General features: G+C 46.3%; 14 protein-coding genes. 3 read left to right on the forward strand and 11 right to left on the reverse strand.

Annotated elements, in window-relative coordinates:
• Window positions 1–7 precede the first annotated feature (7 nt).
• Complete coding sequence (locus tag B3S93_RS03070) at window positions 8–268, forward strand: hypothetical protein (RefSeq protein WP_014708114.1); 261 nt, start codon at window positions 8–10, stop codon at window positions 266–268.
• On the opposite strand, the gene kdsB is transcribed toward B3S93_RS03070, so the two are convergent.
• The 7 genes from kdsB to B3S93_RS03105 are packed head-to-tail and all read right to left on the reverse strand — an operon-like array spanning window position 236 to window position 7,281.
• On the reverse strand, window positions 236–994 hold the full coding sequence (kdsB, locus tag B3S93_RS03075; RefSeq protein WP_292400150.1) for a 3-deoxy-manno-octulosonate cytidylyltransferase: 759 nt from the start codon (window positions 992–994) through the stop codon (window positions 236–238). The genes B3S93_RS03070 and kdsB overlap by 33 nt on opposite strands.
• A complete protein-coding gene (locus B3S93_RS03080) occupies window positions 994–1,173 on the reverse strand; it encodes a Trm112 family protein (RefSeq protein WP_292353632.1) in 180 nt (59 codons plus the stop codon). Before B3S93_RS03080 ends, kdsB begins: the two co-directional genes overlap by 1 nt.
• A complete protein-coding gene (lpxK, locus tag B3S93_RS03085) occupies window positions 1,174–2,154 on the reverse strand; it encodes a tetraacyldisaccharide 4'-kinase (protein ID WP_292400147.1) in 981 nt (326 codons plus the stop codon).
• A complete protein-coding gene (gene msbA / locus B3S93_RS03090) occupies window positions 2,154–3,908 on the reverse strand; it encodes a lipid A export permease/ATP-binding protein MsbA (protein ID WP_292400144.1) in 1,755 nt (584 codons plus the stop codon). Before msbA ends, lpxK begins: the two co-directional genes overlap by 1 nt.
• Window positions 3,905–4,330: an ExbD/TolR family protein gene (locus B3S93_RS03095; protein WP_292353635.1), complete on the reverse strand. Its 426-nt coding sequence runs from the start codon at window positions 4,328–4,330 to the stop codon at window positions 3,905–3,907. The genes msbA and B3S93_RS03095 overlap by 4 nt, the downstream gene beginning before the upstream one ends.
• Window positions 4,327–4,962 carry a MotA/TolQ/ExbB proton channel family protein gene (locus B3S93_RS03100; protein ID WP_014708108.1) on the reverse strand — a complete coding sequence of 212 codons (636 nt, stop codon included), beginning with the start codon at window positions 4,960–4,962 and terminating at the stop codon, window positions 4,327–4,329. The genes B3S93_RS03095 and B3S93_RS03100 overlap by 4 nt, the downstream gene beginning before the upstream one ends.
• Window positions 4,963–5,013: 51 nt before the next feature.
• Complete coding sequence (locus B3S93_RS03105; protein WP_292400142.1) at window positions 5,014–7,281, reverse strand: DNA internalization-related competence protein ComEC/Rec2; 2,268 nt, start codon at window positions 7,279–7,281, stop codon at window positions 5,014–5,016.
• Window positions 7,282–7,325: 44 nt separating this feature from the next.
• On the opposite strand from B3S93_RS03105, the gene B3S93_RS03110 reads away from it, so the two are divergent.
• The gene (locus B3S93_RS03110) at window positions 7,326–7,862 is read left to right on the forward strand and encodes a DUF2062 domain-containing protein (protein WP_292353637.1); all 537 of its coding nucleotides are present in this window, start codon (window positions 7,326–7,328) and stop codon (window positions 7,860–7,862) included.
• A gap of 1 nt (window position 7,863) precedes the next feature.
• Here the strand turns inward: B3S93_RS03110 and lolD are convergent, their stop codons facing one another.
• The 3 genes from lolD to rpiA are packed head-to-tail and all read right to left on the reverse strand — an operon-like array spanning window position 7,864 to window position 10,494.
• Entirely contained in the window at window positions 7,864–8,544 is a 681-nt protein-coding gene (lolD, locus tag B3S93_RS03115) for a lipoprotein-releasing ABC transporter ATP-binding protein LolD (RefSeq protein ID WP_292353638.1), read from the reverse strand.
• Window positions 8,537–9,784 (reverse strand): lipoprotein-releasing ABC transporter permease subunit, encoded by a 1,248-nt coding sequence (locus B3S93_RS03120; RefSeq protein WP_292400139.1) that lies wholly within the window; start codon window positions 9,782–9,784, stop codon window positions 8,537–8,539. Before B3S93_RS03120 ends, lolD begins: the two co-directional genes overlap by 8 nt.
• A gap of 47 nt (window positions 9,785–9,831) precedes the next feature.
• Window positions 9,832–10,494 (reverse strand): ribose-5-phosphate isomerase RpiA, encoded by a 663-nt coding sequence (gene rpiA / locus B3S93_RS03125; RefSeq protein ID WP_292353640.1) that lies wholly within the window; start codon window positions 10,492–10,494, stop codon window positions 9,832–9,834.
• Between the two features lie 116 nt (window positions 10,495–10,610).
• Between rpiA and ilvA the strand changes: the two genes are divergently transcribed.
• Window positions 10,611–12,125, forward strand: a complete 1,515-nt coding sequence (gene ilvA / locus B3S93_RS03130; protein ID WP_292353641.1) for a threonine ammonia-lyase, biosynthetic — start codon at window positions 10,611–10,613, stop codon at window positions 12,123–12,125.
• Between the two features lie 84 nt (window positions 12,126–12,209).
• Here ilvA and B3S93_RS03135 read toward each other — a convergent pair whose 3' ends face one another.
• Window positions 12,210–12,920 carry an SIMPL domain-containing protein gene (locus tag B3S93_RS03135; protein WP_292400136.1) on the reverse strand — a complete coding sequence of 237 codons (711 nt, stop codon included), beginning with the start codon at window positions 12,918–12,920 and terminating at the stop codon, window positions 12,210–12,212.
• Window positions 12,921–12,951: the final 31 nt, after the last annotated feature.

Here is a 12,951-nt window from a genome sequence, read left to right on the forward strand (position 1 = left end):
TGACGACTTGCTGAACCTTATTGGTCAGCAAGTCGTATACCATCATCAACGCTGTGAAATTATTGAGTTGCTGGATGGCTGTGAGCTGGTATTACAGGAGCTCAATCAGGACAGTAATATCCAGCCAACACAATACGGAGAAGGGCATCGTCCGGTTCCTGTGACCCATGTTTTACCGGTTTTTGACGGTGAAGGTGAGTTACATGCTGAATTAGTCTCAGCCGGTCTGGATCAATTACTGAGAGAGCAAGGCCTCTACGGCCAGTAAATCCTGCTCTGTATCTACCCCGTGTCCCGGATCAACCTGGGCTTCTGTCAAATGTATCCGATTGCCATGGTAAAGCGCTCGAAGCTGTTCCAGTGATTCAAATTGTTCTGGTGGTGCAGGTGGTAATTCATGATAACGATGCAAAAAATCTGCTCGATAGGCGTACATGCCAACATGCTTTAAATGCGGCATAGTGACGTTGTCGAGGGGCTGTTTGTTATTAAATTGCTCGCGTAACCATGGAATAGGAGCGCGGCTAAAATACATCGCATAACCTTTAGCATCCACCACCACTTTAACGATATTAGGATCAAATACCTGTTCAGCGTCTTCAAGCGGGCTGTAAAGCGTAGTAATGGCTGCTTCACGATGGTGGGCCAGATCCGCGGCGACCTGATTAATCAACAAGGCCGGCAAACAGGGCTCATCTCCCTGTACATTCACTACTAAATCATCACCATGAAAAGCTCTTAACTGAGCCACTTCTGCCAAACGATCGGTGCCGGAAATATGATCATCCCTTGTCATGCAGACATCTGCACCAAAACTTTTTGCCGCTTCGGCAATACGCTGATCATCTGTTGCGATAATGACTTCACTGGCTTCACTTTCCAGGGCTCTTTCATAGACATGCTGAATCATCGGTTTTCCGACGATTTGACGTAAAGGCTTACCTGGCAGCCGGCTTGAAGCAAAGCGGGCCGGAATAATGATTTTAAATTGCATCAGTAGGTTTCTTCAGCCGTCAGTTCGCGTGCTTCATCAATTAACATTACCGGAATTTCATCACGAATGGGATACGCCACACGGCAGGCTTTACACACCAGTTCCTGAGATTGTTTCTGATATAAAACACTGCTCTTACAGACGGGGCAGGCGAGTATTTCCAATAAGGTTTTATCCATTTAAAGCTCTCTTAATTTTTTGTCGATTGCTGGACCAAGTGATGGGCTGAGTTTAGCTTCCGCTGGCACATACCACATGTTTTCTGTGGCAAAGCCCTGACATTTTACCGCATCTTTTTCAGTCATCAGTATGGGATAGGCCTCTGCAAACTGGAAATCTGCTTCAGTATAGGCATGATGATCAGCAAATGCATGGGGAATGATGGTTAAACCGAGTTGTTGCAACTGGTCAAAAAAACGTTGCGGATGACCGATTCCGGCGACGGCATAAACAGGGGTTTCAGCAAATTCAGTTAATGATATGTGGCGGTTATTATTCTTTAACTGGGTTGCCTGCTGGAGTTGCAGTTGCATGGTGAGTCGCTGAGAATCGGACTCACCATGAAAAATAATAAAATCAACGGTTTCAAGCCGGGATAATGGTTCACGCAATGGTCCAGCAGGTAAACATAATTGATTGCCCAGACCTCGTTTGGCATCAATAATAACGATTTCCATATCACGCTCTAGCCGGTAATGCTGCAGTCCATCGTCGGTGATAATCACATTACAGGAATTTTCCGCTAACAGTTGTTGCCCCGCGGCTACCCGATCCGGAGCCACCACCACTGGACAGTGAGTGCGCTGATGAATTAACAAGGGCTCATCACCGACTTCGGCAGCCGAACTGTTCAGCTGAACACTGCATGGATAATGATCTGCCTTGCCGCCATAACCACGACTGATAATGCCTGGTTGCCAGCCCTGATTCTGTAAGTATTGCGCCAGCCAGATCACAAAAGGGGTTTTACCACTGCCACCAACACTGATATTGCCCACTACAATGACGGGCACTGGAAGTGATAGTTGTTCGAACAGGCCTTTTCGGTATGACTGACGTCTTAGACTGATAATGAGTCGATATAACCAGCTGACTGGACGTAACAGCAGTGAGACTAACGAGGGGCGATACCAGTTATTAGTTAGCCAATCCGTCTTCATTATTGTTGTTGAAACTGCAGTCGATGAAGTTCTGCGTAATGATCGCCTTTACTGATCAATTGTTGATGAGTACCGGTTTCAACAATGCGCCCATCATGCATCACCACAATAAGATCGGCTTTTTCGATAGTGGATAGTCGATGCGCTATAACCAATGTGGTTCGGCTTTGCATCAGATTTTCCAATGCTGACTGAATATGTCGTTCGGCTTCCGAGTCCAGTGAGGCGGTGGCTTCATCAAGAATCAGAATGGGCGTGTCACGTAATAACGCCCGGGCAATAGCCAGTCGTTGTCGCTGTCCACCAGACAATAAGACACCATTCTGGCCGACTTCAGTCTGCAAGCCTTCCGGTAGTTTCTGAATGAATTCCCAGGCATGAGCTGCTTTGGCTGCCGCAATAATACGTTCTTTAGCCACAACTTCTTTTTGACCATAGGTAATATTATTGGCAATCGTATCGTTAAACAGAATAACCTGCTGATTAACCAGGGAAATCTGTTGACGTAAATCCAGCAACTTGAGATCGCTGATATCCGTTTCATCAATGAATATCTGACCTTCTGTAGGTGAATAAAATCGAGGTAACAGACTAACCAATGTAGTTTTTCCACTTCCGGAATGTCCTACAAACGCAATGGTTTGACCGGCTTTTACCTCAAAGCTGATATTGTCCAGAACCTTTCGTGAGTTTGGATTGTATTGAAAGCCCACCTGTTGAAAGCGAATATCGCCTCTGGCACGTTCCAGTTGCTTTGTACCGGTGTCTGCTTCCGGTTGTTGGTCCAGCATTGTAAATACACTATCGGCGGCTGCGATACCGGCCTGAAGTTTGGAATTGAGTTTGGTGAGGCGTTTTAGCGGTGTCAGGATCATAAACATCGCCGTGATAAAGGAAATAAAGGTGCCCACGGTGATCTGCTCAAGCATTTGCGGCAGGGTGGCCAGATAAATCACCACAGCCAGTCCAAGCACGGCAATTAATTCGATAATGGGCTGGCTGGTCGCTTCGGTAGCGATCTTTTTCATTCGTTGACGACGGTTCAGCTGATTGACCTTATCAAAACGTTTGGCTTCATATTGTTGGCTTCCAAACGTTTTCACCTCACGGTGGCCTTCAATCACTTCACTGGAGGTATGGCTGACATCGCCCATTGAATCCTGAATGGTCTTACTGATGCGTCTGAAACGTGAACTGATTTTGTAGACCAGCAGGCCAATAAACGGCACCGTCAGTAAAATAATTAACGAAAGCAAGCCATTCAGATAAATCATCCAGGCAAGCAGGCCAACAATCGTCAAGGTGTCCCGAACTAATACCAGAATGGCGTCCGTCGCAGCATCAGCTACCTGCTCAACGTCATACAGTAGTTTGGACATCAGCTGCCCGGAAGTGCTTTTATCGTAAAAGCTGGCAGGTAATGTCAGCAAGCGATCAAACATTTCGGATCGCAAGGTCATGATCACATTACGGGCGATCCAGCCTAAACCATAGGTGGTTAGAAAGTTGGCGACACCACGAATCAGAAAAATAGCGATTAACGCAATGGGGATCCATTTAATAATAAACGGATCTTTTTCGACAAAACTGCCGTCCATTAACGGTTTCATCAAAGCAGCCATCGCGGTTTCACTGCCGGCATAAACCAGCATGGACAAAATAACGGCGCCAAACACCAGCCAATAGGGTTTTACATAAGTCAGCAGGCGCTTATACAGTTGGACAGCGCTCATTTCATTGGCTATTTGTTTCATGGAGTCTCAGCAGTTTTTTGGCGTGTTGCCAGTGTCAAACGGGTAAAACCAAGTAATTGCGCGGCATCCATCGCCGTAACGATATGTTGATATTCGGCATTGGCATCAGCGCTGATAATGATATGTGGATCAGCATTATCGCCTGCAGTGGTTTTCAGTAAATCCCTTAAGGCATCGCGGGTGGCAACGGCTATTGGTGTTTCATTAACCAACACTTCTCCATTTGCCCGGATAATAATGTCAATCGGTGTTTCCTCTTCCGTCAGTGCCTGACCGCTGGCTTCAGGTAAATCCACTTTTAAAGAACTTTCCCGAATAAAGCTGGTAGAGACCATAAAAAACAGTAGTAGCAGAAACACCACATCAATCATCGGCGTCAGATTGACGTCGGGCTCTTCAGAATTCCGTGGCAACAATTTCATTGCGAACGTGCCTCATCAGGGTCAAACTCACGTTCGCCATGTAACATTTCAATTAACTGCATGGCTTGTTCTTCCATACTGACCACCAGTTGATTGATTTTCCCACGGAAATAACGATAGAAAATCACACTGGGAATGGCCACGACCAAACCGGCTGCAGTGGTCAGTAATGCCTCAGAAATACCGCCGGCCAGTGTTTCCGGGTTTCCGACACCTTCCAGCGTAATGACGGCAAAAACTTTAATCATGCCAATAACGGTACCCAACAAACCGATTAGGGGGGAGATCGCGGCAATAGTGCCTAAGGTATTCAGGTTGCGTTCCAGTAGCTGAGTTACATGGCGACCCGTATCCTCAATACTTTCTTTGGTAATTTCTCGAGAACTGTTGCGATTGATAAGACCTGCAGCGAGAATTTGACCAAGCGGAGAGTTTTTTTGCAGTGAGTTAATGCGATATTGATCAATTTGTTTGAATTGTAACCACTGCCAGATCTGAGTGATTAATTCAGGTGGTGCAATACGACGTTGTTGTAGACTCCAAAACCGCTCTGCAATAATTGCAATGGCAATTATCGAACAGCCAAGTAGCGGTAACATCAGCCAGCCACCTGCTTTAAATAGTTCCAGCATGCTCCATCCGTCCCAGTTAATGAAATGTTGCCATGATACGTGAAAACGCATTTATTCAGTAGCGTTACGCATCCATATTCTACGGTGTTGCTCCCGCCATCCAATGGGCATTAAATCTATGTGTTGGTCGAGTTTGATAGATAATGCACCTTGTTTACCCGTTTGAAATGTTTTGCTGCCAATATCCTGGTAACGGGAAACTACCTCTTCAGAAGGAAAGTTGTAGCGGTTTTGATGACCACTGGCGAATAAAACATAGCGTGGAGAAACCTGCCTGATAAACGTCGTAGAGGATGAGCTGCGGCTGCCATGGTGAGGTGCAATCAGAATATCGGCTTTGAGCTGCTGCTCATATTGTCTTATAAGTTTTATCTCGGCTTTTCGCTCAATATCGCCCGTCAATAAAACCGTACCATATGGACCGCTGATTTTAAGTACGCAGGATAAATCATTACGGCTACCGGTTTGATCTTTATCAGGATGTAAAACGTCAAACCGGACCTGATCCCACTGCCATGACTGGCCATCTCTGCAGAATTCACTGCCAGCTAATTTATCAGGATCACTGCTTAGAATCTGTTTAGTGGGATAGCTTGATAAAACGGCACTTGCTCCGCCAATATGATCGTTATCTGCATGACTTATCATCAGCATATCGAGTTGCTTGATACCTTGATATCGAAGATAAGGCACTACCACTGCAGCACCGGTATCAAAATTACCAAAAGCCGGACCGGTGTCAAAAACCAATGTATGATTTTCAGTTTGCACTACGGCTGACAAGCCTTGTCCCACATCGAGTAACGTAAACCAGATTTCACCGCTTTCTGGTTTATTTGGCAGATAATAAAAAAGTGGCAATAACATAACAGCACCCAGCCAGCGTAAAGGCCAACCCCGTGGGGCAAGTATTATCAGCGTGCCAATGATTGATATGGCGAGCAGCTCAACGGGAAACACAGGTGTTTGCCAGACAGAAAAGGGTGATTGTGCCAGCCACTCCAGATACCACCACAATTTGGATAACAACCATTCTGTAAGTTGCAGCAGCCATTCAGCCAATCGCAGATCAAAGCTTAACAACAGCATGGAAATTAACAACAGCGGAACAACCAGGAAACTGATCACCGGCACCGCAAGCAGGTTAGCTAACGGTGCAATCAACGAGGTTTCCTGAAAAAACAGTAAAAGTAATGGCGTCAGACCTATTGCAATCCATAGATGAATATGCAGCCAGAGCCATTTTCTGGCCGGTTGTCGATATTGTGCTATATACAAAATGCAGGCAACAGCAGCAAATGAAAGCCAGAAACCTGCTGCCAGAACCGCAAATGGATCCAGCATCAGAATCAATATCAAGCTCAGACTCAGCACATGCAGCGGATCAGTACGACGTTTTATAAAGATACTGAGCATCACCACGCTGACCATTACTAATGCACGCTGAGTCGGGATGGATAATCCGGCCAGCAAGGCATAGAACAAAGCCAGTAAAAATCCGCCAACAGCACCGGCCTGCCTGTCGCTTAATGTTAATAAATGACGACTGCGTATTCGCCAGAGCAGTTTGGCAGTAAAAAATCCCAGTGCTGCAGCGAGTCCTATATGCAATCCGGAGATTGCCAGTAAATGGCTGGTACCAGTTTGTCGTAAAGTATCCCATTGGCTTGTTTGCATATTGTCACGGTTACCAACAGCCAGCCCTTGAACTAACGCCAGCGAAGGACTTTGCTTTAAGACGTCGGACATTTTATCTATTAACTGCGCGCGCCAATGATTAACCGATAGCAAATTTGCTGAATGTAATTTTTGATTATGATCAGATTCCCGGATATATCCGGTAGCCCCGATCTGTTGCTGAAACAGCCATGCTTCGTAATCAAACCCACCCGCGTTGGACATACCATGTGGGGCTTTCAAGCGAACGGAGAACTGCCATTTTTCACCAGATTTGGGGAGGTTGGTGGGAGGGAAATACCAACTCAAGCGAATCTTCTCGGGCAGCTTTAAATCGTTATTTTCCGGTTTGAATTCAAAACGGATTCGTTGATCGTTATGATGTGGCAGCGAGGTAATGAAACCTGACACCACAATATCCTGTCTCTCAAGTGTAGGATCAAGCTGATCATCTATTCTGAGCTGAGCCTGGAAACTCGCCCATACCACCGCCACAACAAACCACATAACGGTCCATTGAGACCGCCGCCAGACAATAATCATCAAGGGGATTAAAGTGAGCAGCCAATATGGAGAGAGCAGCTGGGGCAACCATGCCACCAGTAAACAGCCCGACAAAAATGCAATGGCAGGTTTAATCATATATCCCTATAATGACCGCCGTTTATCAGCAATACTGAGACGTAATGCCTCGTAAGTTCCTAAAACGAATCATGCCAGATCATGTCACCATGCGCGAGCATAAGCATATGCGGCGTTTTGGCGAAAAGATCATGGCGCCGGAATTGTGGCATCTTAACCGCAGATCAGTATCTGCGGCGGTGGCGATAGGGGTTTTCTTTGCCTTTATACCGATGCCCGGACAAATGCTGGTGGCGGGTCTGCTGGCTATCTGGTTACGGGTAAACCTGCCTATTGCCGTGATGTGTGTATGGATAACCAATCCATTGACCATGGCGCCAATTTACTTTTTCACTTATAAAGTCGGCGCTATCCTGCTGGATGTGCCACTGCGCACGCATGAATTTGCTTTCAGTCTGGAATGGTTGTGGCAGGAGATAGGATTTATCTGGCAACCATTATTACTCGGTTCGGTAATCTGCGGCGCGCTGGCTGCGTTAGCGGGTGTGATTATTGTTCGATTAATCTGGCGTCTGGTCGTGATCAACAGTTGGTTAAAACGCTACCAGCGCCAAAATTCAGCTAAACGAAAAGATAAATAAATCAGTTTTGTAATTTGCCATCAATCAACGTTAACTGCTGATCCATTCTGGCAGCAAGTTGTCTGTCATGCGTTACGATGACCAGTGCTGTACCCAGTTCCGTATTCAATTTCATAATCAAATCAAAAATACCTTCAGCAGTCTGGTGATCCAGATTTCCGGTAGGTTCATCAGCCAACAGGCAGGCAGGTTTTGTAATTAATGCGCGAGCCAGTGCCGCACGCTGACGTTCACCACCCGATAATTCGCTGGGTTTATGATGTGCCCGGTGACCCAGTCCTACCTGTTGTAACAGTTCATTGGCCTGTTGTTTGGCTGCCTTGGGATGCATGCCGCCAATAACCAGTGGCATAGCAACGTTTTCTTCTGCCGTGAACTCAGGTAGTAAATGATGAAACTGGTAAACAAAGCCTAATGATTGATTGCGTAATTTACTGAGATCATTGACTGAAAGTTTGCTGATATCCTGACCCAATACCTCAATTTTTCCGTCAGTTGGACCGTCCAGTCCGCCAAGCAGATGCAATAGCGTACTTTTACCGGAACCTGAACTGCCGACTATCGCAATACGGTCACCAGCAAGCACTTGCAGATTAATATCCTGTAATACTGGGGTTTCCAGATTACCGTCTTTATAGCGCTTTACCAGTTTTTCGCAGCGAATTACCGTGTTATCAGTCATAACGTAAAGCCTCAGCCGGTTTAACCTGAGCGGCACGCCAGGAAGGATAGATAGTCGAAAGAATGGATAAAACAAAGGCAGTAATACCAATCACCGTGACATCGTTCCAATGCAAATCGGAAGGCAGGTCACTGATGTAATACACTTCTGCTGGCAGGAACTGGTAGCCTAAAATGGTTTCTATCCAGGCGATAATGTTAGAGACATTCAACGCCAGAATGACCCCACCTATCACCCCCAGAATTGTGCCAATGAGACCGATAACAATACCCTGCACCATGAAAATCCCCATGATGCCGCGCGGTGACATGCCCAGCGTCCTCAAAATGGCAATATCTGCATATTTATCGGTTACCATCATTACCAGCGTTGAAACGATGTTAAATGCCGCAACGGCCACAATCAGCATCAGAATGACAAACATCACGGTTTTTTCGGTTTTTAAGGCACGGAAAAAGTTAGCATGCTGGTAAGTCCAGTCAGCTGCGCGATATTCTGCAGGCAGGGTTTGTAAAAGCTCTCGGGTAATTCTTGGAGCCTGATAGACATCGTCCAGTTGCAATCGCAGGCCCGTTACTTTGCCGGGTATGCGGAATAAATTAGCGGCATCCTCAATATTCATGATGGCTAACGCACTGTCATATTCATACATGCCGATTTCAAAAACACCTGATACGGTCAAACGTTTCAGTCTGGGAATAACCCCGGCAGGGGTTGGGGTAACGTGTGGTGTGATCACCGTGATTTTATCGCCGGTGCCCACGCCCATGGCAATGGCTAAATCCTTACCCAGAATAATGCCGTAACTGCCCGGTTGCAATGAGTCAAAGCGACCCTGAATGATTTTGTCACCAATACTGGAAACCTTAGGCTCCAAAGAGGGATCAACCCCACGGATTTGGGTGCCTCGAACCCGGCTACCCTGATTCAGCATTGCCTGGCCTTCAACAAAAGGAGCAGTATTTATAACCCTTGGGAAGCCTTCGATAAGTACCTCGGCCTTTTCCCAGTCAGCCAGTGTTCCATCCGAGCCGGTGACAAAAGCATGTGATGTCATACCGAGAATGCGTTCGCGTAATTCCTTTTCAAAACCATTCATTACCGATAACACGGTAATCAATGCGGCCACACCGAGCGCGACGCCCAGCATAGAGGTCATCGAGATGAATGAAATAAAATGATTACGCCGTTTAGCCCGGGTATAACGGGCGCCGATATAGACACTTAGAGGTCTGAACATATATTCGCTCTGGCAAAAAGCCCGCTATTACAGCGGGCTAGTGCATATTATTTTGGGTTGACGGTTTGGGTACCGTTTTCGGTGCCTAGTAACAACACGTCCGCAGGACGCATTGCAAACAAGCCGTTAGTCACTACGCCAACGATATCGTTCAGTGTTTTTTCCAGTTTGATAGGTTCCATAATATCCAGACCATGCACATCCAGAATGACATTATGGTTATCGGTGATCACGCCTTCACGATAAACTGGCTGACCGCCCAGTTTAACGATTTCACGGGCGACGTAGCTACGCGCCATCGGGATCACTTCAACCGGTAACGGGAATTTGCCCAGCACATCAACCAGTTTGGTTGCGTCAGCAATACAGACAAATTTATCAGCCACTGCTGCAATAATTTTTTCGCGGGTTAATGCACCGCCACCACCTTTAACCAGTTGCAGATTGTGGTTTGATTCATCTGCACCATCTACATATACCGCGACTTCTTTAACCTCGTTTAAATCAAAAACATGAATGCCGTAATCCTTGAGCCGTTGGGTGGAAGCATTTGAACTGGATACAGCACCTTCAATACGACCTTTAATGGTAGCTAACGCATCAATAAAGTGATTAACGGTAGAGCCGGTGCCAACACCTACGACACCATCAGTGGTAATGTATTCCAAAGCCGACCACGCAGCTTGTTTCTTCATTTCATCAGCAGTCATTGCGATTCCTTGTTAATTTGAATGGCTTGATTTTATCCGGCTAATTATAGAGATAAATGATGGTCAATGGTAACGTAGTCATCTTTGTTAACCTAACAGACTGAATCTGGAACACCATGCTCACAGGCTATGTAGAAAAAATCCTTAAAGCGCGCGTCTACGATGTCGCTATCGAAACCCCTTTGGATTTGATGCCAAGATTATCCAAGCGGTTGAATAATCAGATTCTGATTAAACGCGAAGACTTGCAGTCGGTTTTTTCCTTTAAATTGCGTGGTGCCTATAACAGGATGAGCCACTTAACCGATGCTGAGCGAAAGCAGGGGGTGGTCGCCGCTTCAGCAGGTAATCATGCGCAAGGTGTTGCGCTGGCCGCCAGCAAAATGGGTATTTCCGCCATCATTGTTATGCCGATAACTACGCCACCAATCAAAGTGGAAGCGGTACGTATGTTGGGTGCTGACATTACTTTGCATGGTAATAGTTACGATGAAGCGTTTGATTATGCCAAGCAAGTTTCTGCTGATGAGGGACGGGTGTTTATCCATCCTTATGATGATCCTCTGGTGATAGCCGGACAGGGCACCATTGCGATGGAAATCATGCGCCAGCATCCCGATCCAGTTTATGCAGTATTTATTCCGGTAGGTGGCGGCGGTTTGCTAGGCGGAATGGCGGCTTATATAAAAGCCATCTGGCCTGAAATCAAAATTATTGCAGTTGAACCTGCCGATGCTGCGAGTCTCAAAGCTGCTCTTGATGCCGGTGAAAGAGTCAAACTGGATCAGGTAGGGTTGTTTGCCGATGGAACTGCGGTCAGACAGGTTGGTGAAGAGCCATTCCGGATTGCACAAAAAACGGTTGATCATGTGGTGACGGTGGAGACCGATGAAATCTGTGCTGCGATAATGGATGTGTTTGATGATACCCGCTCAATTGCCGAGCCTTCAGGGGCGTTATCGATTGCCGGTGCCAAAAAATATATTCAGCAAAATGGTTTGTATGACAAAACCATGGTGGTTATCAACAGCGGCGCAAATATGAATTTTGATCGGCTCCGGCATGTGGCAGAACGGGCTGAAATTGGTGAACGCCGGGAAGTATTGTTTGCCGCAACTATTGACGAGCAGCCGGGTAGTTTCCAACGCTTCTGCAAGACTTTGGCGGAACGCGGAATAACCGAGTTTAATTATCGATATGCTGATAAACAGCAGGCACAGGTGTTTGTTGGGGTGCGGATGTCTGGTCGCGAAGAAGAACGACAGATCCTCTTTGAAAACCTGACTCAAGCAGGCTACCAGTGGATCGATTTTAGCGATAATGAAATGGCGAAATTACATGTTCGTTATATGGTTGGTGGCCATGCACCTCAAGCTGAAAATGAACGTCTGATTCGTTTTGAATTTCCGGAACGACCGGGGGCCTTGTTACGTTTTCTGACACATATCGGTCAGCGCTGGAATATCAGCCTGTTTCATTATCGTAATCATGGAGCAGCGTATGGCCGGGTGCTGGTTGGGATTCAGGTAGCACCTGAATTCAATGAAGAATTTCAGGCGTTCCTGGATAATCTTGGTTATGTCCACTGGTTGGAAACCGACAACCCGGCCTACGATTTGTTTTTAAAGTAAGCCTAGGGCTTGTTTATCTTTCAGAGCAACTACTGCTGGAGACGCATTTCGTCCAACGAAGCGGAAATGAAAGAACTATAAGTCTTAATCCGTTAGTGTGGTGGTATCACTGATCAATTGAATCTGGCCATGGACATCAACTGAGACTTTATTGCTGCCAGCTTCAAGTGCTACGGGTGCACTTTTGCTGCTCATATCGGCGGACATCATCATGCTGCTTTCCATGCGATGAACCGGCGCATAGCCGCTGGTATTGACTGACATATTAACCAGGCGATAACCCGGTTCATCAAATTGCTGCTGAATTAACGATGCTTTATTACGAAACTTGCTGATAGCCTGTTGCATCAGGTCGTTTTGAGTTGATTCGATTAATTCGTCGGATAATGAAAATTCCATGGATTGTACTGTGCCAAGAGATTGAATTTCACCCAATAATTCGCTCATCTGATTGAAATCGTGACTGTTTAAGCGAATTTGCTGGCTTACCTGCCAGGAGACGATTTGACTGTCTTTATACATCGGGCGGGTTTGGTAGCCGGTGGTTTGAGATTTGACCGCATCAAAATCTTTGATTTTCGCCAGTAACTGATTGCTGCGTTGATTGACCTGCTGACCCAATTTAGCCGGATCTGTGCCATTAAGCATTACCTGAATCACACTGCTTACCTTGTCATTTGCCACTTCGGTGGCGGCTGTTGCATTGAGATTGATTAGGTTAAAGTTTATTTCTGTTTCAGCTGCAGCAGACGCGGAATAAAACAACATGGCAACAATAAAAAAAGTATTTTTCATAAAGTGAAGGTTCCTGTGAGAAGTGGATTGA

It is taken from the genome of Methylophaga sp. UBA3613 (assembly GCF_002375415.1).
Lineage (GTDB): Bacteria > Pseudomonadota > Gammaproteobacteria > Nitrosococcales > Methylophagaceae > Methylophaga.

Excerpts from the sequence above, each read along its gene's own strand:
- B3S93_RS03110 (WP_292353637.1), top strand. The coding sequence starts at position 7,326 with ATGCCTCGTAAGTTCCTAAAACGAATCATGCCAGATCATGTCACCATG.
- B3S93_RS03105 (WP_292400142.1), bottom strand. The coding sequence starts at position 7,281 with ATGATTAAACCTGCCATTGCATTTTTGTCGGGCTGTTTACTGGTGGCA.
- kdsB (WP_292400150.1), bottom strand. The coding sequence starts at position 994 with ATGCAATTTAAAATCATTATTCCGGCCCGCTTTGCTTCAAGCCGGCTG.
- ilvA (WP_292353641.1), top strand. The coding sequence starts at position 10,611 with ATGCTCACAGGCTATGTAGAAAAAATCCTTAAAGCGCGCGTCTACGAT.
- msbA (WP_292400144.1), bottom strand. The coding sequence starts at position 3,908 with ATGAAACAAATAGCCAATGAAATGAGCGCTGTCCAACTGTATAAGCGC.
- rpiA (WP_292353640.1), bottom strand. The coding sequence starts at position 10,494 with ATGACTGCTGATGAAATGAAGAAACAAGCTGCGTGGTCGGCTTTGGAA.
- B3S93_RS03135 (WP_292400136.1), bottom strand. The coding sequence starts at position 12,920 with ATGAAAAATACTTTTTTTATTGTTGCCATGTTGTTTTATTCCGCGTCT.
- lolD (WP_292353638.1), bottom strand. The coding sequence starts at position 8,544 with ATGACTGATAACACGGTAATTCGCTGCGAAAAACTGGTAAAGCGCTAT.
- B3S93_RS03100 (WP_014708108.1), bottom strand. The coding sequence starts at position 4,962 with ATGCTGGAACTATTTAAAGCAGGTGGCTGGCTGATGTTACCGCTACTT.
- lpxK (WP_292400147.1), bottom strand. The coding sequence starts at position 2,154 with ATGAAGACGGATTGGCTAACTAATAACTGGTATCGCCCCTCGTTAGTC.
- B3S93_RS03080 (WP_292353632.1), bottom strand. The coding sequence starts at position 1,173 with ATGGATAAAACCTTATTGGAAATACTCGCCTGCCCCGTCTGTAAGAGC.
- B3S93_RS03095 (WP_292353635.1), bottom strand. The coding sequence starts at position 4,330 with ATGAAATTGTTGCCACGGAATTCTGAAGAGCCCGACGTCAATCTGACG.
- B3S93_RS03120 (WP_292400139.1), bottom strand. The coding sequence starts at position 9,784 with ATGTTCAGACCTCTAAGTGTCTATATCGGCGCCCGTTATACCCGGGCT.